This is a genomic window from Nocardia vermiculata NBRC 100427, assembly GCF_001613265.1.
Taxonomy (GTDB): Bacteria; Actinomycetota; Actinomycetes; order Mycobacteriales; family Mycobacteriaceae; genus Nocardia; species Nocardia vermiculata.
The window spans coordinates 114,461-135,454 of the sequence record NZ_BDCA01000019.1 but is presented as its reverse complement, the minus strand read 5'-3'; the positions used below and the strand labels follow the sequence as shown (position 1 = coordinate 135,454).

Sequence of the window (20,994 nt, the reverse complement as noted above, 5' to 3'; positions counted from 1 at the left end):
ATCACATGTTTCAGCCGCGCGCGACCCCGGCGGAAACCGGCGTGTTATCACTCAGGCGCAGTGCCTTGGTGGACCAGTCCCATACCTCCTGGAACAGCGACTGGTTCTCCGAGAGCTTCACTCCCAGCGACGGCACCATTTCCTTCAGTTTCGGTGTCCACGCGGCGTATTCGCTGGGGAAGCAGCGCTGCATCACATCGAGCATCGCACTGACACAGGTGGAGGCGCCGGGCGAGGCACCGAGCAGGCCCGCGATGGATCCGTCGCCGGCCGCGATCACGGCGGTGCCGAGTTCCAGCACGCCGCCCGCACCCTTGCGGCGGATGATCTGCACACGTTGACCGGCGGTGATCAGCTCCCAGTCCTGGCCGTCGGCACGCGGGATGAACTCCTCCATGGTGTTCACCTTGCCGGCCTGCGACTTCGCCAGCTCGCTGACCAGGTACTTGACCAGACCGAGCTCGGTGACGCCGACCCCGAGCATCGGGACGAGGTTACCGGCCCGCACCGACTTCACCAGGTCCGACATCTTGCCGTCCTTGAGGAACTTCGGCGTCCAGCCCGCGTAGGGACCGAACAGCAGGCCCGCCTTGCCGTTGATGACGCGGGTATCCAAGTGCGGCACCGACATCGGCGGGGCTCCCACCGCGGCCTTGCCGTAGACCTTGGCACGGTGCTGGGCGATCAGCTCCGGGTTGGTGCAGCGCAGGAACTGGCCGCTGACCGGGAACCCGGCGAAGCCGGCGATCTCGGAGATGCCCGACTTCTGCAGTAGCGGCAGCGCGTAGCCGCCCGCGCCGACGAAGACGAACTTCGCGTTGACGGTGCGGGTGGCGCGGGTGCGGGTGTTGCGCACCTTGATCGTCCAGCTGCCGTCACGCTGCTTGGACAGGTTGGTGACCTCGGTGCCGAAGGCGATGTCGACACCCGAGGAACCCAGGTAGGCGAGCAGCTGCTTGGTCAAGGCGCCGAAGTCGATATCGGTGCCGGTCTCGGTCCAGTTGAGCGCGACCGGTTCGGCGTAATCGCGGCCCTTGCCCATCAGCGGCAACCGGCGATCGAACTCGTCGGCATCGTCGATGAATTCCATACCGTCGAACAGCGGGTGGCGCGACAGCGCCTCGTGCCGCTTGCGCAGGTAGTCCACGCCGTCGGCGCCGTGGCAGAAGCTGACGTGCGGAATGGGGTTGATGAAGGCGGACGGATCGTCGAGGATGCCGTTCTCGGCGCCGTAGGACCAGAACTGGCGCGACACCTGGAACCGCTCGTTGATGTCGATGGCCTTGGTGATGTCGACCGAGCCGTCGGCCTGCTGCGGCGTGTAGTTCAGCTCGCACAGCGCGGAGTGACCGGTACCCGCGTTGTTCCACGGGTCGCTGCTTTCGGGGGCGGCGGCGTCGCGCCGCTCGAACATGGTGATCGACCAATCCGGCTGCAACTGACGAAGCAGTGCACCGAGGGTGGCACTCATGATGCCGGCACCGATGAGGACTACATCGGTCTTTTCAGTCATCGCAGCGTTCGGCACGGGTTGATCGACTTCCTTGTCCAGCGCGGGGGCACTTCGTGGGCGGGAATGAGGTTACCCGCCGTTCACTTCAACTTGATTCTGCCCCTCACCATGCCCGTTTCCTAAAACGACCACACCACGGCCTCGGCACCGGCTCGCCGCGCAAGCCGCTGAGCGGGTCGAATATCGTGGGGCTGTGACGAACGAGACCCCGCAGGCCACCACGACGGCATACGACTGGCAGCCCGATGTCCTCGGCGAGGGGTACCGGCAACTGACCCTCGCGCTCGGGCCGGACCCCGACGGCGAAGGAGAGGTCGAGGCCACCCTGATCCGCCACGACCCCGTGGACGCACCCCCGGCGCTCGGTGCGGTGCTCTACGTCCACGGCTTCACCGACTACTTCTTCCAGAAGCATCTGGCCGAACACATGAGCGCGGCCGGCTACCACTTCTACGCACTGGACCTGCGCAAGTGCGGGCGTTCACTACAGGCCGGGCAGACCGCCCACTACGTCACCGATCTGCAACTCTACGACGCCGAACTGGACCGCGCCGTCGAGATCGTGCGCGAGGAGACCGGGCTGCCGGTGCTGCTGATGGCACATTCCACCGGTGGCCTGGTGCTGCCGCTGTGGCTGAATCGCCGCGACCCCGCCGCCGCAGGCATCACCGGCCTGGTGCTCAACAGCCCGTGGTTCGACCTGCAGGGCCCCGCGTTCTACCGCAGCATCGGCACCGTGGTCATCGATGCCGTCGGACGGCTGCGGGCCATGACCCGCCTACCCGGCGCGGAGTTGAGCACCTACGGCGACAGTCTGCACACCAGCAGCTCCGGCGAATGGGACTACAACCTGGACTGGAAGCCGCTGGGCGGTTTCCCGATCCATCTGGGCTGGTTGCGGGCGATCCGCAAGGGCCACGCCGAGCTGCATCAAGGACTGGACATCGGTGTCCCGGCACTGATTCTGCGGTCTCAGGTCACCAAGTTCATGCGCAAGTACGGCCCTGCTGCGGACGTATCCGACGTCGTACTCGACGTGCGTCAGATCCAGCGCTGGTCCGGCTGCCTGGGGCGACGCACCACTATCGTGCCGATCGAGGGCGCCCGCCACGACGTGTTCCTGTCCGCGCTGCCGGTCCGTACCGCGGCGTTCGGCGAACTCGATTCCTGGTTGCGCTGGTTGCGCGAATCACGCTCCACCGAAGCCTGATCCGCGCCCGATTCACCACAATCCCGAGCGCAGCACGATCTCGGTGGCGAATTCGTGGTCGGCCTTGGCCGCGATATCCGCGGTGTCGACCTGGGTGACGCGGAACTCGCCGTAGACGTGGCGGGCGCTGGCGTCGGCCGCCGTGCGGGTCAGGTCGTCGGTCGCGATCACGGTGGTGGGAAGCTCCACGGCCGGGCACTTCGGATCCACGGCCGAACCGTCGACGGCCACCGCAGGATGCGCGCGCCCGGCGACCACCAGCCCGACGAACCGCCCGAATCCGCGTGCGCCGAGCTGCCATGCCAGTTCCGCACCGGCGCCGTCGCCGGCCAGATTCGCCCACGCCACCCCGAGTTCGTCGAGGATGGCGTAGACCGCGGTCTCGTCGAGACCGTCGATCGACTCCAGGGTCACAGTGCGCATATCGGAGTTGTGCAGCCGTTCGCACACCTGGTCGTAGCCGTCGGGCGGAGTTCCGGCATCGGGGAGCAGCAGCACCGTATGCCTGGACTCCGGCCCGCCGATTCGTACCGTCCAGGCGCGGTCACCGACCGCGATTCGCCGGGTTTCCATGACGATCCACGCTACACGCGAGCACGCCGCTCGGGGACATGTCTTCGACCACGTGCATCCGGTACCGATGAGCTGCATCGCACTGCGGCCCGCCGATCGCGCCCACCACAGGCAGCCCCGGCGGGCCGGCCGCAATCCCGATGCTCGGCGAATCGAGTACGCCGGAACTACCGCGGATCGGGCTCGCGATATCCGACGGTGAGCGTGGGCAGGTCACCAGGGGCGCCCCGGGCGATCAACCGGTCCAGCGCGGTGGTGTCCAGGTGGCGTTCCACCAGATCCGCGAGCAGATCGAGCTGCGCGGCGCGAACCCGGGTCACACAGGTGTCGGGGGCGACCTCGAAACCGGTCCGCCCGGCGTCTGCGGCGGCTTCCCGGAGCCAGGCTCGGCGGAACCCGTCGGATTCGAACAGACCGTGCAGATGGGTACCACGCACCGCACCCCGGGCACTGCCCTCGGGTGCCTCGACCGGCCGGTCGAGCACCATCCACGGTGCATCGCCGCTGCGCCGGACGCGACCGTGGTGGATCTCGTAGCCGGACACCGGAATATCGGCGACGGCGCCACCGGCAGACACACCGCGTCCCGCGCTGCGACGTACCACCTTCGGATCGTCGAATGCGATATCGAGGTCCAGCAGACCGAGCCCCGCCACGTCGCCCGCGCTCGATTCCACTTCGTCGTGAATGCGCTGCCCCAGCATCTGGTACCCGCCGCAGATTCCGAGGACGGGCTTACCGGCCCGGGCGTGTGCGCGCACCGCGTCGGCGATACCGGTGCGCCGCAACCAGTCCAGATCCGAGACCGTGGATTTGCTGCCGGGCAGCACGACCACATCCGTCCCGGCCAGCCGCGACGGCTCGCTCACCCAGCGCACCGACACCCCGGGTTCACAGGCGAGTGCCTCGATATCGGTCGAATTGGAAATTCGGGGCAGGCGGATCGCGGCCACGGTCAGCCATTCGGAGCCCCGGGGTGGGAGCGGGCGCCCGACCGGTGCGTCGGCGACCGTGCCCAGCGAGTCCTCGGCATCGATCCACAGCTCGTCGGTGTAGGGCAGCACGCCGAGGGTGGGTCGGCCGGTCAGTGTGGTGAGCCGGTCGATGCCCGGCCGCAGCAAGTCCACGTCGCCGCGGAACTTGTTGACGATGTAGCCCGAGATCAGGTGCTGATCGTCGGGCTCCAGAATCGCCACCGTGCCGAACAGATGGGCCAGTACCCCGCCGCGGTCGATGTCGCCGACCAGCAGCACCGGCAGGTCCGCCGCCCGTGCCAACCCCATGTTCGCCAGATCCGTTGCCCGCAGGTTGATCTCGGCGGGCGATCCGGCACCCTCACAGATCACCACGTCGAACTCGGCACGCAACGCGGCCAGTTCGGCGGCCACCACCTCGCGCAACTGCTGCCGGTGCCGGAAGTAGTCGCGTGCCCCCACGGTGTCGACCGCGACGCCGCGCACCACCAACTGGGAACGACGGTCGCTGCCGGGTTTGAGCAGCACCGGGTTGAATCGCACGCTCGGTTCGAGTCCGCAGGCGCGGGCCTGCAGCGCCTGTGCCCGGCCGATCTCGCCCCCGTCCAGGGTCACCACCGAGTTGTTCGACATGTTCTGCGCCTTGAACGGTGCCACCCGAATCCCGCGGCGCGCCAGCATCCGGCAGATGCCGGCCACGACCACACTCTTCCCGGCATCGGAGGTCGTACCGGCGATCAGCAGTGCGCCCTTCACGCCCGGCCCCCGGAGCGCCCGCTCACCAGGCGCACGTCCGCGAACCTCACGGCAGAGTGAGGATCTCGGCACCTTCCTCGGTGACGACCAGGGTGTGTTCGAACTGCGCGGTCCACTTGCGGTCCTTGGTGACCACGGTCCAGCCGTCGTCCCAGATCTCGTAGTCGATACCGCCGAGGTTGATCATCGGCTCGATGGTGAAGGTCATTCCCGGCTCGATCACCGATTCGACCGCCGGCTGGTCGTAGTGCAGGATCACCAGACCGCTGTGGAAGGTCGGGCCGACGCCGTGTCCGGTGAAGTCGCGGACCACGCCGTAACCGAACCGGTTGGCGTAGGACTCGATGACCCGCCCGATCACGTTCAGCGCACGGCCCGGGCGAACGGCCTTGATCGCACGCATCGTCGCCTCGTGGGTCCGCTCGACCAGCAGCCGTGCCTCCTCGTCGACGTCACCGGAGAGGAAGGTGGCGTTGGTATCGCCGTGCACACCATCGATATAGGCCGTGACATCGATATTGACGATGTCACCGTCCTCGATCACGGTCGAATCCGGGATGCCGTGGCAGATCACCTCGTTCAGTGAGGTGCAGCACGATTTCGGGAAGGCTTTGTAGCCGAGGGTCGAGGGGTAGGCGCCGTGATCACACAGGTACTCGTGCACGATCGCGTCCAGCTGATCGGTGGTGACGCCCGGCGCGACCGCAGTACCGGCTTCCTGCAGTGCCTGCGCGGCGATCCTGCTCGCCACCCGCATCTTCTCGATGGTCTCGGGCGTCTGCACCCACGGTTCCCGGCCCTCGTTCACCGAATTCTTCCACGCGTACTCCGGCCGCTCGATCGATCGGGGCACTTCACGGACGGGTGAGCGTGTTCCGGGGACGAGTGGCTTGCGGGTGCGCACAGACATGTATTCAGACTATCCGCCGCATCCGAACAGCCCGGCGGCGACGCCGGGATGCGGTGCGGTCACCGTCCGGCGGACCCGCTCGCGGCCGTGACCAGGTCGGTGTATCCGTCGACCAGCTCGGCGAGGTGGGTCCAATGCTTGTGCGTGGTGTCGCTGCGAGCACCGTCGCGGTCGATGGCGCGATTGGCGGCGACCCACATCCCCGCCATACGATCGACCATCGCGCCGAGGACATCGGTGCGCAGTGCGACACCCGCGCGGTAGCCCGGGAGTTCACTGTCCACCCAGTCGTTGATCTCGCCGATGAGTTCGCCGCGCCGGCAATCGATCTCCGCAATGACCATCGGGTCGACCACCTGGGCGCGCCGGGTGTGCAGATCCGCGAGCGCCCTCGCGGACCGCAGCAGTTCCCGGTCCTGGAATCGACGCCCCTGGAATGCACACAGCAATTGGGGAGCCGCGGGTAGCACACTGGCAATCGAAGAGGTCATCGATCGCACTGCCATCATTGATCTCCGGATTTCGCTCGTCCGTACATCGGATCGGTCGTCCGAACCAAGGGTAGAGGGGATTCTGCTCTTGCATATGCAAGAACGCAAGATTGCGTCCGCAGTAGTGGCGTTACGGTCCGATCACAGTCGAGAGACCGCGCGGTAACCGGTCCGACCTGCACGAATCGGTCGAGAAGGGTTGCGGCGGCGATGTTTCCACGGGTGCGGACGGCGGCGGTGAACATCCACCGGCGCGTCGGGATTCGATACCGAATTGCCACTCGCCGTCCGACACGCCCGGACATACCCCTCGACTCCACTCGATTTCCCCGCGGTGACCGGGGCAATCGCGCGATACTTCAACGATGTTCGACATCGGCCACCCAGGCCGCCTGCGCCGTATGGTATTAGCGTCCGCAGTAGCCTTGTTCGTTCTCGCCTCCGGCGGCACGGCCACGGCCGGCCCCCTCCCCGGTTCCGTCGAGACCCCGTGCGGGGCCGGTACTCTGACGGTTCCGGTGGACTGGTACGTCCCCACCACCACACCGCGGGCACTGATCTGGCTGCAGCACGGATTCGCCCGCAGCGCCGCCAACGTGGCAGACCTCGCCCGCCACTACGCCGATGCCGGCTACCTGGTCTTCGCACCGAGTATCCCGTCGGCCGATCCGGCCGGATGCACGCTGCAGAACGTCACCGGCAACACCGCTTTCCTCGCGGGGATCGCCGATCTGTTCGACCCGAGAGCGGCCGCCGGGCTCGGTGGCGCACTGTCCACCGCCGCGCACGCCGCGGGAGCACCGGTGCCCACGATCCCGCAGCACTGGGTTTTCGTCGGCCACTCCGCCGGTGGCGAAGCCGTGGAATATGTAGCCGCGCAGCTGTTGCGCCGGCATCACGACCTCTGGCCGCATCTGGCCGGGCTGGTGCTCCTGGATCCGGTCGCATCGTTCGTCGGCGACAACACCACCCGCGCACTCGCCGATCTGGACCGCACCGACCTGCCGATCCTCACCGTGTCCGGGCCGCCCGCGCTGTGCAACAACTTCGGCACCGGTACCGCCGCACTGCAAGCCGGACTGCACCGCCCGTTCGTCGGTGTGCGCCTGCCCGCGGGCGACCACACCGATGCCGAGGGCGCCAGCAGCGACATGCTGGGTGAACTGCTCTGCGGCGTCCCGCAATCCGATGACGTCGCAACGCTCCAGGCGCTGACACTCGGCTGGACCCACGATTTCGTCACCGGCGATCACACCGCACAGCTCTATCCGAACGGCGCCGCTGCCGGCCCGGCCGCCGCACCGGGAGCCGTGGTGCTGACCGGTGCCTGACCGACCCGGGCGCATCCACACCGGCCGGGCGCGTCTATGCTCTCCCGGCCGCTCCCACACCACCGTGGAACACATTCCGGCCTCCCGAATCGATGAGGAGAATGCGCGCGATGGCAGGTAAACGCACAGCACTGACGGTCCAGCTGCGCCGATTGGCCGCGCTGCTGTCCCAGATGCGCGACGAAGCGGGAATGAGCAAGGAAGTAGTCAGTTCCCGCACCGGCATCAACGTCACCACCTTGTACCGCATCGAAACCGCACAGGCGCGCCCGCAGCGCCGCACCCTCACCGCGATGCTGGATCTCTACGGGGTCGACGAACCGCACCGGTCGGATGCGATGCAGCTACTCGCCGAGGCGCAGAAGCCCGGAATGTCGCGCCGGTTCGAGACGGCGGTGTCGGAGGTCTACGCGGCCTACATCAACTTCGAGACCGAGGCGCTCTCGGCCCGACTGTTCCAGACCTCGTTCATTCCCGGCCTGTTACAAACCGAGCGGTATGCGTGGGCGGTGCTGGACACCGCGATGCCGAAGGTCGAGACAGCGGTGATCGAACAGCGATTGCGCGCCCGCGTGGAGCGCTCCGGTGTCCTGACCCGGGACGGTAATCCGCTCGAACTGTGGGTGGTTCTCGACGAAGCAGCGATCCGCCGGGTTGTCGGCGGCGCGGAAGTCATGCGGGAACAACTGCTGCGCCTCACCGAGGACGTCGACAAGCGCAATGTGATTCTGCAGGTACTCCCGTTCGGCGCGGGCGCCCATCCCGCGATGGTCGGCTCTTTCGTCGTGCTGGACTTCCCGGACCCGGCCGACCCGGAGCTGGTGTACGTCGAAGGTATCGCCGGCGACGACATCGTCGAGGGCCACAACGAGATCCGCCGCTTCGGCGTGATGTTCGACCAGCTGCGGGCGATGGCACTGAGCCCACGCGACTCCTCGGAGATGATTCTCGAGATCGCGAAGGGCATGCACTGACCGGAGCGTCCGACGAACGAGGTCACCGCCGGTCCGCCCGTCGGAAACCGATCGCCGCCGGAACCGCGAACACCAGCATCGCACCCACCGACCAGGCCAGCGTGGCCGCCAGCGCGCTGCCCGCCGGCTCCCCCAGCGCCAGTGCTCGCATCGCGTCGACAGCCGCCGACATCGGCTGATGCTGCACGAGCGGCCGCGCCCAGTCCGGATACGCCTGGGGCGGCACGAATCCGCTACTGAAGAACATCAGCAGTGCGGATCCCAGCGAGACGGCCTCCACCACGAAGGTGCGTGCCGAATACACCGCGACCGCCGTCACCATGGTCGCGAACCCCAGTCCGTAGACCACCGGGACGCCCAGCACCGCGAGCGCCGCCAGGGGCCGGTGGAACCGGAAACCGAGCGCCGTTCCGATAGCGAACAGCACCGCCGTACACACGACGATCCGGATCACTTCGGCAAGGATGCGCGACAGCGGACCCGAGGCCCGATGCACCGGGAGCACCGACAGCCGCGCGAGCAGGCCGCTGTCGCGCTCGCGGCCCAGCGTCACCGCCCCGGCCAGCGACCCGGTCATCGCCGACACCACCGCGACCATCGGCACCGTTCCGTACAGTGCGTCCACCCCGGAGAACGCCGAGATCTGCCGGCCCAGCACCGTATTCAGAACCACCAGCAGCAGCGCCGGGAAGCCCAGCGTCTGCGCGGTGGTGACCGGATCGCGCCGCCAGCGCCGCAACAGACGCTGCGTCTGCACCACGGTCTGCGGGACCAGATACCGCCACCGCTCGGTATCGCCGCGCACCACCGGCACGCTGTCCGCCACCACCCGGGTCATCGCCGCCGCCGCACGGCCACCAGCACCGAACCGCCGCCGAAGACCAGCACCCCCGCCGCCAACCAGCCGATTCCCGGCCCGACCGCCGCCCAGGTCGGCGCCGTCGCATATCCCGGACGGTCACCGGCGAGCGCACGCATCGTGTCGACGAACGCCGACACCGGCTGGTGCCGCGCGAACCCCTGAATCCACGAGGGAAATTGCTCGACCGGCGCGAACCCGGTGGAAACCATCCCGAGGATCAACTGCGGCAACGTCAGCATCTGAGTGGTCGCCTCCGGTGATTTCGACAGCGCACCCAGCAGATCGCCGAACAGGCCGAGCATCACCCCCAGGGCCACCGCGACGGCGAGGAACCCGGCGGTCTGTGGCCACGTCCCATAGCAGCGGAACCCGATCACGTGCCCGCTCACCAGCGCCGCCGCCACCGCGATCACAATGCGATAGCCGGTGACCGCGGTGCGACCCGCGAGCGGTGCGACCGAGGGGATCGGCAGCGTGGCCAGGCGGGCATCGAGCCCGTCGCGCGCATCGGACGCCGAGCGCAGTGCGGCGGCGGTGGCACAGAAGGAGACCGCCTGCATGATGATCATCGGCATCAGGAACTGGGCATAGCTACTGGACCCGTGGCCGACGAAATTCATCACCCGCGCGAGCGGAACATAGAAGCCCAGCGTGAACACCGTGGGCGCGAGAATCGCGGTGAGTACCTCCCCGTTGCGGATCGAGGGCCGGATCCCACGCCACGCCAGCACCCAGCACGACTGCCACCAGCCTCCCCGGCGCGCCGCCGGGGCCCGCCACGGCAGCACCCCCGGCTCGCGCCGGGGCACCGGCCGGATCCGCACCGTCATCGCTCGCTCCGTTCACACGCAGCCGCTCCCCGCCGTTCATCCCACCAGATGCCGCCGGGCCCGCCGGGCAATCAGGCCGCGCGCCGACCGGTTCGGTCGCCATACCCGGCCCGGTTCGGTCGATATGTCCGGAAAATGACCCGCCCGGCATCCGACGGAACGAATCGGATGCATGGTCCTCCCACCACGACGACAGCGGACTACTAGGCTGTGCGCCGTGCTCGAACCCGAACCCCTCGTCGCGCCCCATCCGGATATCGCCCACCTGGCAGCCCTGCTGGGCACCTGGCGTGGATCGGGGCACGGCGAATACCCGACCATCGAGCCGTTCGACTACCACGAGGAAATCCACTTCGGTCACGTCGGCCGGCCGTTCCTCACCTATCGGCAGCGCACCCGCCACGCAGGCGACGGCCGCTCCCTGCATGCCGAGACCGGCTATCTGCGGTCGGCCGGACCCGATCGGGTCGAGCTGATCCTGGCCCATCCGACCGGCATCACCGAGATCTGCGAGGGGAGCGTCCTCGTCGAGGACGCGGGAGTGCGGCTGGAGCTCGAATCGACCCGGATCGGTCTGTCCAGCACCGCGAAGTCGGTGACCGCGCTGGGCCGCTCGATCCATCTGTCCGGCGACACCATCGACTACTCACTGCAAATGGCAGCCGTCGGGCAATCTATTCGGCATCACCTGGCCGCGGTCTTGCACCGAGCTGAACAACAGTGAAAATACCGATGTAATCGGGTCTCTTCCTGCCATTTCCGCTGCGCAATCCAGCACAGGGGGTTGTCAGCGCACGGCTCACCGTTCTACGGTTTTCGAAGTCGGCTAACAGTCGGCGAACCGTCGGTTCGAAGCCAGTGGCTCTCACTCACAAGGGAGACGACCATGAAGCGCTCGACGCTCACACTGATCACCGCGGGGATGATCCTCGCAGGAACCGGGGCCGTGGAAATTCTGGGAGACGGGTCGGCGGGAGCCGCACCGCCGACCCAGCAGCCCGCCGCGGTCACCAGCAGCGGATCGGAGGTGCAGGCACCATAACCGGCATCGGAAAATCTTCACCCCCGTGACCGGACGCCGGCTGTCGGCGTCCGGTCACGCGTCTCACGAACTCGATGCCGGCAAGGCGGCCAGCATATCCCTGGTGACGGCGACCGCATTGTCGGAGCTGCCGCCCTGCACCAGCAAGGTTGCCCAGGCCAGATCACCGCGATAGCCGATGAACCAGGAATGCGATCCGCCCCCGGCCTCCGCCTCACCGGTCTTACCGAAGACCTCGCCCTGATCGGCGATGCGCGCGGCAGTGCCGCCGGTGACCACCTGTCGCATCATCTCCCGCAGGCCGTCGACGACCTCCGGTTTCAGCGCCGGTCGGTCACCGTCGACCACGGTGTCGTACCCCGAGATCAGATACGGCGTCGGCACCGAACCGTTCGCCACCGTCGCCGCGACCAGTGCCATGCCGAAGGGACTCACCAGCACCTTTCCCTGGCCGATTCCGTCCACGGTACGCAGCACCAGATCCTCGGCCGGCGGCACCGAACCCGATACGGTCGGCAACCCGGTCACCGCATAGTCGGGGCCGACTCCCAGCTGCGCCGCGGCATCGGTGAGGGCGTCCGGCGGCAGTTCACTGGCCAACTTCGCGAAGGCCGTATTGCAGGACCGCTCGTAGGCGGTGGACATCGGCACATCACCGAGAGAGAACATATCGTAGTTGGGAATCGTGCGCTCCCCCACCACGATTCGACTCGGACACGGGACCGTGGTGTCGGGTCCGGCCAGCCCGGTCGACATCGCGGCCGCCGCCGTGACGGTCTTGAAAGTGGACCCGGGCGGATACAGTCCGATGGTGGCGATCGGGCCGTCGGCATCGGCCGCCTCGTTCTGCGCCACCGCGAGAACGGCGCCGGTCGACGGCTGGATCACCACCATCATGGTCTGCTCCCGGCGACCGTCGACCGCTCGCTGCGCCGCATTCTGCACACCACGATCCAGGCTCAGCGAGAACGACGGCGCCGGCTGCGGAGCCACCTCCTGCAGCACCCCCGTTTCGGCACCGTTGGCATTGACCGCGACCACACTCCAGCCCGCCTTACCGTCGATCTCGTCGATGACCGTCTTGTGGATCTGGGTCATCAGGTCGGGAGCGAAATGACGGTCGGTGGGCACCAGATCGCCCTGCCGCTCGATGGTGACACCCGGCAGCCCCAGTAGCTGCCCACCGGCCTGCTCGAATTCCCGATCGCTGAGGGCGATGACCGGATAGGAGCCTTCGGCCTTACGAGCAGCAGTGAGAATCGACTCGGGGACCAGGGTGTCGTCGAACTGTTTCAACGCGGCCGACAGCGCCCGAGCCACATAGCCGGGATCCGGTGCCGCCGCGACGGCGAACGAAATGCGGTGCACCACACCCGGAGCCAGTACATCACTGCCGGATCGTTCGTTGACCCGCGCCCGTGGCGCCGGAGTCACCCGCAACCGCAGACTCTGGGTATCACCCAAGCGAGGATGAATATCGGAGGCGGACCAGCGCACCTGCCACTGCCCATCACTGCGGCCGAGCTGCAGTTGACCGGAGTAGGTCCACACCCGGTCCCGGGGCAGCGTCCACTGGTAGGTGTAGTCGACCGTGGCGGTATCGCCGGTCACCCGGGCCGAACCGGAATGCGCGCTCAGCTTGCCCGCCTGTAGGTTCTCCCATGCCGAATCGAGTGCGGCGGCGGCCTTCTCGGGCTGATTGGTCAACCCGGCCGCACGGGTCGGATCATGGTCGGCGAATGCCGACAGAAACCTGTCCGCAGCCGCCACCGGCCCCTGCTGTCCGGACGAGCATGCGCCCGCCGTGACGACCACGGCGGTGGCAGCACCCACCGCCAGCACGCGGCGCCCCCACCACCGCAGCACCTCTGTTCCCATCGACATCACCACCGATGGTAGCCAGGATGTCGCCGGTACCCGTTGCGACACACTGGTTTTGCCACACCCTCCGGCGGCGTGTCAGTCCACCAGCACGGTGGCGAACGTCGCCACCTGGTGAAACCCCACTCGGTCGTAGGCGCGACGGGCAACCTCGTTGTAAGAGTTCACATACAGGCTCGCGGTACGCCCGGCCGCCACGATCGCATCGGCCACCGCCGCGGTGCCGCCGATACTCAGCCCCCGACCGCGCCACTGCGGATGCACCCACACGCCCTGAATCTGGCCGGTGTCGCGCGACATGGCGCCGACCTCGGCCTTGTAGACCACCTCACCGTCCTCGAACCGGGCCCAGGCGCGGCCGGTCCGGATCAGGCTCGCCACCCGCCGCCGATAGCCGCGGCCACCGTCACCCACACGCGGGTCGACGCCGATCTCCTCCGTGAACATCGCCACCGCGGCGACGAGATAGCGCTCGAGTTCATCGGCGCGCACCCGGCGCACCTTCGGATCGGGCAGGGCCTGCGAGCGACCGGCCAGCGCCAGCAGCGGCTGATCGGCCCTGATCTCCCGGGGCGGGCCCCAGCGCTGCTCCAGCATGTCCCACAGCGGCAGCGTGAGCTCCTGGCGTCCGACCACGGAGGAACAGATCCGCGGCCAGCGCCCGGCACGGTCGGCGAACGCACGCAAATCGTCGATCGTGCCACGCAACGGAATCAGATTCGCGCCGGAGAAGCACAGCGAATCCTCCGGGCTGCCCCGCGTCCACAGCTCACCGGCACCGCGACTGTCGAGCCCGCATTCCTGCAGGCGCGCGGCCACCATGCAGCAGGCAACCGGATCGGTGTCCAGTACCTGCAGTACCCGCGCCAGATCGCGTTCGGCGAGCTGACGCGCACCGGAAATCCGTGACCGGCGCGACGGTTCCAGCACACTCCGCACATCCACAGCCTGCCATGAACGGCGCTCGCATGCGGGGGCTTTACTCGGCTCCGATATCGGAATGCGCGTGGCGCGGGACACGCAGGACTCCCTACTGCTCCGTCACGCTATCCCACCGTGACGACAGGCGCTCCGGCGTCGTCGCCGCCCATGTCCTCGGCGATGCGCATGGCCTCTTCGATCAGGGTCTCCACGATCTGGTGTTCGGGCACGGTCTTGATGACCTCACCCTTGACGAAGATCTGGCCCTTGCCGTTACCGGAGGCCACCCCCAGATCCGCCTCGCGCGCCTCGCCGGGACCGTTGACCACACACCCCATCACGGCGACCCGCAACGGCACCTCGAGCCCCTCCAGCCCGGCGGTCACCTCGTTGGCCAGGGTGTAGACATCGACCTGCGCGCGGCCGCACGACGGGCACGACACGATCTCCAGCTTGCGGGGACGCAGATTCAGCGACTGCAGGATCTGCGCACCGACCTTGACCTCCTCGGCGGGTGGTGCGGACAACGACACCCGGATGGTGTCGCCGATCCCCTCGCCGAGCAGCGCGCCGAACGCCACCGCGGATTTGATCGTGCCCTGGAAGGCCGGTCCCGCCTCGGTGACCCCGAGGTGCAGCGGATAGTCCGACTGCGCGGCCAGCTGGCGATACGCCTCCACCATGACCACCGGATCGTTGTGCTTCACCGAGATCTTGATATCGCCGAAGCCGTGCTCCTCGAACAGGCTCGCCTCCCACAGCGCCGACTCGACCAGCGCCTCGGGGGTGGCCTTGCCGTACTTCTCGAGCATGCGCTTGTCCAGGGAACCGGCATTCACACCGATCCGGATCGGGATACCGGCCGCCCCCGCGGCCTTGGCAACCTCGGCGACCCGGCCGTCGAACTCCTTGATGTTGCCCGGGTTGACCCGGACCGCCGCACATCCGGCGTCGATCGCGGCGAAGATGTAGCGCGGCTGGAAATGAATATCGGCGATCACCGGGATCTGCGATTTCTTCGCGATCATCGGCAGCGCGTCGGCGTCCTCCTGCCGAGGGCACGCCACCCGCACGATGTCGCAGCCCGACGCGGTGAGCTCCGCGATCTGCTGCAGCGTCGCGTTCACGTCATGGGTCTTGGTCGTCGTCATGGACTGGACCGAGATGGGGTGATCGCTGCCCACTCCCACCGAGCCCACCATCAGCTGGCGAGTCTTACGCCGCGGTGCGAGGATCGCTGCCGGCGGCGCCGGCATCCCCAGGGTGGTGGCTGTGCTCACGTTCGGCTGCCTACTTTCGTCTGCGTTCTGGGTGCACCCGTTCGCCCCGAGTCTAATGCGGACCCGATGGCGCCGATCTGTGAGAGCACCGACACCACCCGCACACGGCCCGCCCCGGGCCGGGAAACCGCGCTCAGGGGAACAGCTTGATCGGGTTCACGATGTCGGCGACCAGGGTGAGGATCATGTAAGCGCCGCCGATGACCACCACGACATAGGTGGCAGGCAACAATTTCATGTAGTCGACCGGGCCACCGTTGGGCAGGCCCTTACGGTTGCGCCACAGATTGCGCAGCTTCTCGAAGATCACCACCGCGATGTGGCCGCCGTCCAGCGGCAGCAACGGCAGCAGGTTGAAGGCACCGAGGAAGAAGTTCAAGCTGGCCAGCACCAGCACGAACGCACCCCACAGCCCGTGCTCGGCGGTTTCGCCGCCGATCTTGCTGGCACCGTACACACTGACCGGGGTATCGGCGTCGCGCTCACCGCCGGTGACGGCATCCCACAGGCTGGCCACCTTGCTCGGCATCTGCGCCAACGCGGAGAAGGTGCGCCCGAACATATCGCCGGTGAACGACACCGACGCAGGAATCGCCGACAGTATGTCGTGCTTGACCGGACCGTAGAAGTCCTGGCCGACGCCGACCTTGTACACGTACACCGGGCTGCTGACCCGTTCGGAACTGTCGGGAGACTGCAACGGATAGGTGGCGACCCGCTGCGGAGTCACCGTCAGCTGCAGCGTCTGCCCGTCCCGTTCCACGGTGTAGACCAGCGGCTCCGACGACTTCGCGGTGATCGACTGCAGATCTTTCCAGCTCTCGACGGGCTTGCCGTCGATCGCGGTGACCAGGTCACCGCGCTGCAGACCGGCTGCCTCCGCCGGACTGGGGCCGGGGCACTTCTGCATCGAGCCGTCCGGATTCTGCGGGGCGACACATCCGGGATAGATCTGGGTGGCCGGCGGCGAATCCAGGCGCGGCAGGCCCCACGCGACCGCGAGCAGCACGATCAGCAGGAAGCCGAGCAGGAAGTTCATCGCGATCCCGCCGAACATCACCACCAGCCGCTTCCAGGTGGCCTGCCGGTACATCGCCCGATGCAGATCCTCCGGTGGGACCTCGTCGAGCGCGGTCATCCCGGCAATATCACAGAAACCGCCCAGCGGCAGTGCCTTGAGGCCGTACTCGGTCTCGCCGCGACGGAACGAGAACACCTTCGGCCCGAAGCCGACGAAATAGCGGCGCACCTGCATGCCGGTGGCTTGCGCCGCCCACATGTGGCCACATTCGTGTAGCGCCACCGATAGCGTGATGCCGAGGGCGAACAGCACGAATCCGATCACGAAGCCCATGCGGTGCAGAACCCTCCTGAATCAGTTGCTCACGAGCGTGCGCGCACGCTGCCGCGCCCACGCGTCCGCCGCGAGCACCTCGTCCAACGTACTGGGTTCTTCGCTCCAGCGGTCTGCCGACTCGATCACCCTCGCCACCGTGCGCACGATATCGGGAAAGCGCAGGACGCCGTCGAGGAAGGCCTGCACGGCGATCTCGTTGGCCGCGTTGTAGATCGCGGTCATACTGCCACCGGCCTTACCGGCCGTACGGGCGAGTTCCACCGCCGGGAACACCTCGTTGTCGACGGGTTCGAACTCCCAGGTGAACGCGGTGCCGAAGTCGATCGGAGCGAGGGTGCCGGCGACGCGGTCCGGCCAGCCCAGCGCCAGCGCGATCGGCAGCTTCATATCGGGCGGGCTGGCCTGAGCCAGGGTGGAGCCGTCGGTGAAGGTCGCCATGGAATGCACGATCGACTGCGGATGCACCGTGACATCGATCCTGTCGTAGTCGATGCCGAACAGCATGTGAGCCTCGATCAGCTCCAGCCCCTTGTTCATCAGGGTGGCCGAATTCAGCGTGTTCATCAGGCCCATCGACCAGGTCGGATGGGCCTTCGCCTCGTCCGGACCGACCGACTCCAGCATCTCGGTGCTCCAGCCCCGGAACGGCCCGCCCGACGCCGTCAGCACCAGGCGCGCCACCTCCTCGGCACGGCCGCCGCGCAGGCACTGCGCCATCGCCGAATGCTCCGAGTCGACCGGAACGATCTGTCCGGGTGCCGCGGCGCGGGTGACCAAACTGCCGCCCGCGACCAGTGATTCCTTGTTGGCCAGCGCCAACCGGCGCCCCGATTCCAGGGTGGCAAGAGTCGGCTGCAGTCCGAGCGAGCCCACCAGGGCATTGAGCACCACATCGGCGTCGGTACGGCGGACCAGTTCGGTCACCGCATCCGGGCCGGCCAGCGGCACGCCGAGCTGCGCCGCGGCGGCCGGCTCGGCGACGGCTACCGCATCGATATCGATGCCGGTGGCACGGATCTGCTCGGCGAGCAGCTCGGGACTGCCGCCGCGGGCGGCCAGGCCGACCACGCGGAAACGATCCGGGTTGGCGGCGATGACCTGCAGGGCCTGGGTTCCGATGGAGCCGGTGCTGCCCAGCAGCAGAACTTTCACGATGTCGGACACGCACTCATTGTCCACGGTCGGTACCCGCCGAACCGACGCGACGCTCACCCCGCTGGCTACGACGGCCGGTCGTATGCAACCATATTCACACAGTCACCTTCACGACCTGCGGAACTCACGGTGCACGACGTACCGGAGCCGCAGCGATCACGGAATGATGGGAGCGAACGTGGCCGCCACGGAACTGGAACCCGCCGAGAACGCCGGCGTTGTCACCAAGGTCGATCCCGCTGAAGTTCCCTCCGCCGCATGGGGCTGGAGCGGTGAATCCCGGCGCACCTTCCGGATCGCCGGTTGGGTCGTCGTGGTCCTGTTGCTGGCCATGCTGTTCGAGAACCAGCAGGGCTCGTCGTCGGGCACCGGCGACACCGGCTACATCTTCCTGATCGGCTTCGCGGCCGCAATCGCCGCCATCCTGATCCGCGATTCGATCATCAGCCGCAAGCCGCGCTGAGTCGGTCGGTCCCGCAGCATTACCCGCGCGGCCGTCGAGTCCACCGACTCGGCGGCCGCGCCGTGTTGTCCCCGGCGGCGTCGTCCTCGGCCCGCCCGCGCTACACGGATCCGGCCCCGCCGCTGCGGCACCTACCGGCCGCGCCGTTTGCGGGGCCCGCTCTTTCCCGGACGCCCCCGCCCCGCGGCACCGGCCCGCCGCGCAGCGTCACCACGCTGAACCGCACCGCCCCGACGTCCGGTGCCCGCCGACGAGCCCGGAGCACGGCGGTCCGTTCCCGCAGCGCTGCCCGACCGTCCGCTCGCCTCACCGCGGCCGCGGCGATCCCGTTCACCGGCGGTGCGGGAACTGCGTGCACTACGCCCACGCACCACTCCGATGAACTCCTCGACATACTCGCCCGGATCGTCGATCGGCCACGCCAGCGAAACCTGGGTGGGTTCGACATCGGTGACCGGGCGGAAGATCAGATCCCGGCGGTGATGCAGCCGCGCCAGAGCATGCGGGACCACGGCCGCCCCACCGACCGCGGCTACCAGCTCCACCGTTGCGTCCAGCGCATCGATATCGCTCGCATCCTGCATCCGTTCGCCGTCCAGGTCCGCCAGGCTCACCTCGTCGAACAACGCGATCGGGTGATCTTTCGGCACCACCGCCACCGCGACTTCGCTGTACAGCGGAATCGCGTGCAGCTCCGCACGATCGAGCGGCAGCCGCACGAAACACATATCGACTTCACCCCGCACCAGGGCGTCACGCTGCCGTGCCTGCGGCACCGCAACGAGCTCCAGTGGTGCGTCCGGGAACCGCTCGGCCCACACCCGCGCCCACTTGGCGACGGTGACGCCCGGAACGTAGCCGATGCGCAGCGCAGGAGCAGATTCGGTCATACGGCAAGGTTATGGCACGGGCACCGGACCGGACCGCAGCGGTCGCCAGGGTGCTCACCCGCCGGACACGGTAGAAATGATCGCGACACCTCCCCCGCTCGCCCGGAGATCCCGGGCCAGATCAGATCGGATACGCGTTGACGACCCCCTCCCAGGCCCCGATGGCTGCCGGCGGCCCCGGAATCGATCGGCCGCTGTTCACCACCATCACCGACTTCGCCGACAACACTCGGTGGCTCAACGAGGCGATGCTCCTGTGGACCGACGCCGCGCTGGTGCTGTTCGGAGTCCTGATGGTCGCCGGGTGGTGGCTGGCGCGCGGCCGCGACGATCGGTCGATGGCGCTGGCGCTGCTGGCTCCGGTCAGCGTCGTCGCGACCTACATGGTCGCCGAAGTGGTGAAGGTGATCGTCGCCGAACCACGTCCGTGCCGCGGTGTACCGACCGCCTACTTCGTCGACGAATGTCCGGTCCTCAGCGACTACTCGTTCCCCAGCGGGCACACCACCACGGCCGCGGCCACCGTCACCGTCCTCTTCCTGCTGAATCGACGGCTCGGCTGGATCACGCTGGTCATCGCGCTGCTCGAAGGTTTCAGCCGGGTCTATGTCGGCGCGCACTATCCGCACGACGTTCTCGGCGCGGCGGTCCTGGCGGTTCCCGTGGCTCTCGCGATCACCCTGCTGCTGGTGCGCCCCGCGACCACGGTGGTGCACAGGCTGAGAGAATCCGCCCTCGCCCCGCTGGTCGCCGAGACCGCGAAGATCCCCGCCGCGCGCAGGTGAACGAGCACCGGGCCGCCCTTGTCCGCGAGCACGTTCCCGTGCTCGCGGTGATCTCGCTGGGTGGCGGTCTCGGCGGCCTCGCCCGCTACGGGCTGTCGCAGCTGCTGCCCACCCGGCCCGGTCACTTCCCCTGGGGCACATTCGCCGAGAACGTTCTCGGGTGCCTCGCCATCGGCATCCTGATGGTGTTGATCACCGAGGTCTGGTCCGCCCACCGGCTGGTGCGGCCATTCCTCGGCGTGGGTTTCCTCGGCGGATTCACCACCTTCTCCACCTACGCCGTGGAATTCCGCGGCCTGCTGGCCGCCGACTCGGTGATCCTCGGATTCGTCTACCTCGCCGGCACCGTGCTCGCCGCGCTGCTCGCCGTACTGGCCGGAGTCACCCTGACCCGGTTCGCTGTCCTGCGCGACCGGATAGCAGGTGAGCGGCCGTGACGGTGCTCCTGGTCTTCGTCGGCGCGATGATCGGCGCCCCGGTCCGCTATCTGACCGACCGATTCGTCCAAGGCCGCCACGACAGCGTATTCCCGTGGGGCACACTGACGGTGAACATCGTCGGCTGCCTGATCCTGGGCACCCTGACCGGTGCCGCCGTCGGTACCCCGGTACTCGCGCTCGCCGGCACCGGCTTCTGCGGTGCACTGACCACCTACAGCACCTTCGGCTACGAGACCGTGCGCCTGCTCGAACAGCGGGTGACGCTCTACGCGGTGCTGAACGTAGTGGTCAGCGTGGTGAGCGGACTCGCCGCGGCGCTGGCCGGTTACGCGGTCGGCCACGCGCTGTAGCGCCTC

22 protein-coding genes are annotated in these 20,994 nt (G+C 67.9%); 9 read left to right on the top strand and 13 right to left on the bottom strand.

Features of this window, described 5'->3' with window-relative positions:
* Positions 1–10: 10 nt before the first annotated feature.
* Positions 11–1,513, bottom strand: a complete 1,503-nt coding sequence (mqo, locus tag NV2_RS20200) for a malate dehydrogenase (quinone) (RefSeq protein ID WP_067876600.1) — start codon at positions 1,511–1,513, stop codon at positions 11–13.
* A gap of 193 nt (positions 1,514–1,706) precedes the next feature.
* Between mqo and NV2_RS20195 the strand changes: the two genes are divergently transcribed.
* Positions 1,707–2,723 (top strand): alpha/beta hydrolase, encoded by a 1,017-nt coding sequence (locus tag NV2_RS20195; protein ID WP_067876597.1) that lies wholly within the window; start codon positions 1,707–1,709, stop codon positions 2,721–2,723.
* A gap of 12 nt (positions 2,724–2,735) precedes the next feature.
* Here NV2_RS20195 and NV2_RS20190 read toward each other — a convergent pair whose 3' ends face one another.
* The 4 genes from NV2_RS20190 to NV2_RS20175 form a co-directional block, all read right to left on the bottom strand.
* The gene (locus tag NV2_RS20190; RefSeq protein ID WP_067876594.1) at positions 2,736–3,296 is read right to left on the bottom strand and encodes a hypothetical protein; all 561 of its coding nucleotides are present in this window, start codon (positions 3,294–3,296) and stop codon (positions 2,736–2,738) included.
* Between the two features lie 167 nt (positions 3,297–3,463).
* Positions 3,464–5,026 carry a cobyric acid synthase gene (locus NV2_RS20185; RefSeq protein WP_067876590.1) on the bottom strand — a complete coding sequence of 521 codons (1,563 nt, stop codon included), beginning with the start codon at positions 5,024–5,026 and terminating at the stop codon, positions 3,464–3,466.
* Between the two features lie 46 nt (positions 5,027–5,072).
* On the bottom strand, positions 5,073–5,936 hold the full coding sequence (gene map, locus NV2_RS20180; protein WP_067876586.1) for a type I methionyl aminopeptidase: 864 nt from the start codon (positions 5,934–5,936) through the stop codon (positions 5,073–5,075).
* 59 nt (positions 5,937–5,995) lie between these two features.
* The gene (locus tag NV2_RS20175; protein ID WP_245662692.1) at positions 5,996–6,427 is read right to left on the bottom strand and encodes a DUF4254 domain-containing protein; all 432 of its coding nucleotides are present in this window, start codon (positions 6,425–6,427) and stop codon (positions 5,996–5,998) included.
* A gap of 518 nt (positions 6,428–6,945) precedes the next feature.
* Between NV2_RS20175 and NV2_RS20170 the strand changes: the two genes are divergently transcribed.
* Positions 6,946–7,758 carry an alpha/beta hydrolase gene (locus NV2_RS20170; RefSeq protein WP_157102988.1) on the top strand — a complete coding sequence of 271 codons (813 nt, stop codon included), beginning with the start codon at positions 6,946–6,948 and terminating at the stop codon, positions 7,756–7,758.
* 110 nt (positions 7,759–7,868) lie between these two features.
* Positions 7,869–8,732 carry a helix-turn-helix domain-containing protein gene (locus NV2_RS20165; RefSeq protein ID WP_067876710.1) on the top strand — a complete coding sequence of 288 codons (864 nt, stop codon included), beginning with the start codon at positions 7,869–7,871 and terminating at the stop codon, positions 8,730–8,732.
* 22 nt (positions 8,733–8,754) lie between these two features.
* Here NV2_RS20165 and NV2_RS20160 read toward each other — a convergent pair whose 3' ends face one another.
* Both NV2_RS20160 and NV2_RS20155 read right to left on the bottom strand, forming a co-directional pair.
* A complete protein-coding gene (locus tag NV2_RS20160; RefSeq protein ID WP_084475136.1) occupies positions 8,755–9,570 on the bottom strand; it encodes an ABC transporter permease in 816 nt (271 codons plus the stop codon).
* Positions 9,567–10,424: an ABC transporter permease gene (locus tag NV2_RS20155; protein WP_084475134.1), complete on the bottom strand. Its 858-nt coding sequence runs from the start codon at positions 10,422–10,424 to the stop codon at positions 9,567–9,569. Before NV2_RS20155 ends, NV2_RS20160 begins: the two co-directional genes overlap by 4 nt.
* Positions 10,425–10,596: 172 nt before the next feature.
* Between NV2_RS20155 and NV2_RS20150 the strand changes: the two genes are divergently transcribed.
* Complete coding sequence (locus NV2_RS20150; protein WP_067876581.1) at positions 10,597–11,148, top strand: peroxynitrite isomerase; 552 nt, start codon at positions 10,597–10,599, stop codon at positions 11,146–11,148.
* Positions 11,149–11,310: 162 nt separating this feature from the next.
* Entirely contained in the window at positions 11,311–11,466 is a 156-nt protein-coding gene (locus tag NV2_RS31495; RefSeq protein ID WP_157102987.1) for a hypothetical protein, read from the top strand.
* Positions 11,467–11,529: 63 nt separating this feature from the next.
* Here the strand turns inward: NV2_RS31495 and NV2_RS20145 are convergent, their stop codons facing one another.
* The 5 genes from NV2_RS20145 to dxr all read right to left on the bottom strand — a co-directional run bounded on the left by NV2_RS20145 (position 11,530) and on the right by dxr (position 18,069).
* On the bottom strand, positions 11,530–13,344 hold the full coding sequence (locus NV2_RS20145; protein WP_067876702.1) for a penicillin-binding transpeptidase domain-containing protein: 1,815 nt from the start codon (positions 13,342–13,344) through the stop codon (positions 11,530–11,532).
* 81 nt (positions 13,345–13,425) lie between these two features.
* Positions 13,426–14,286, bottom strand: coding sequence for a GNAT family N-acetyltransferase (locus tag NV2_RS20140; protein ID WP_245662690.1), 861 nt, complete (start codon positions 14,284–14,286; stop codon positions 13,426–13,428).
* Between the two features lie 107 nt (positions 14,287–14,393).
* Positions 14,394–15,524: a flavodoxin-dependent (E)-4-hydroxy-3-methylbut-2-enyl-diphosphate synthase gene (ispG, locus tag NV2_RS20135; RefSeq protein WP_210749704.1), complete on the bottom strand. Its 1,131-nt coding sequence runs from the start codon at positions 15,522–15,524 to the stop codon at positions 14,394–14,396.
* A 157-nt stretch (positions 15,525–15,681) separates the two neighbouring features.
* The gene (locus tag NV2_RS20130) at positions 15,682–16,902 is read right to left on the bottom strand and encodes a M50 family metallopeptidase (RefSeq protein ID WP_067876575.1); all 1,221 of its coding nucleotides are present in this window, start codon (positions 16,900–16,902) and stop codon (positions 15,682–15,684) included.
* 21 nt (positions 16,903–16,923) lie between these two features.
* Positions 16,924–18,069 carry a 1-deoxy-D-xylulose-5-phosphate reductoisomerase gene (dxr, locus tag NV2_RS20125; protein WP_067876699.1) on the bottom strand — a complete coding sequence of 382 codons (1,146 nt, stop codon included), beginning with the start codon at positions 18,067–18,069 and terminating at the stop codon, positions 16,924–16,926.
* A gap of 169 nt (positions 18,070–18,238) precedes the next feature.
* On the opposite strand from dxr, the gene NV2_RS20120 reads away from it, so the two are divergent.
* Positions 18,239–18,523, top strand: a complete 285-nt coding sequence (locus tag NV2_RS20120; protein WP_084475158.1) for a DUF2631 domain-containing protein — start codon at positions 18,239–18,241, stop codon at positions 18,521–18,523.
* Between the two features lie 131 nt (positions 18,524–18,654).
* Here NV2_RS20120 and NV2_RS20115 read toward each other — a convergent pair whose 3' ends face one another.
* A complete protein-coding gene (locus NV2_RS20115; RefSeq protein WP_067876572.1) occupies positions 18,655–19,413 on the bottom strand; it encodes a LysR substrate-binding domain-containing protein in 759 nt (252 codons plus the stop codon).
* A gap of 137 nt (positions 19,414–19,550) precedes the next feature.
* Between NV2_RS20115 and NV2_RS20110 the strand changes: the two genes are divergently transcribed.
* From NV2_RS20110 to crcB (NV2_RS20100), 3 genes are read left to right on the top strand one after another with little or no spacing between them, the layout of a single operon-like run.
* Positions 19,551–20,198, top strand: coding sequence for a phosphatase PAP2 family protein (locus NV2_RS20110; protein WP_157102986.1), 648 nt, complete (start codon positions 19,551–19,553; stop codon positions 20,196–20,198).
* On the top strand, positions 20,195–20,635 hold the full coding sequence (crcB, locus tag NV2_RS20105; protein WP_067876566.1) for a fluoride efflux transporter CrcB: 441 nt from the start codon (positions 20,195–20,197) through the stop codon (positions 20,633–20,635). Before NV2_RS20110 ends, crcB (NV2_RS20105) begins: the two co-directional genes overlap by 4 nt.
* Positions 20,632–20,988 (top strand): fluoride efflux transporter CrcB, encoded by a 357-nt coding sequence (gene crcB, locus NV2_RS20100; protein WP_067876561.1) that lies wholly within the window; start codon positions 20,632–20,634, stop codon positions 20,986–20,988. The genes crcB (NV2_RS20105) and crcB (NV2_RS20100) overlap by 4 nt, the downstream gene beginning before the upstream one ends.
* Positions 20,989–20,994: the final 6 nt, after the last annotated feature.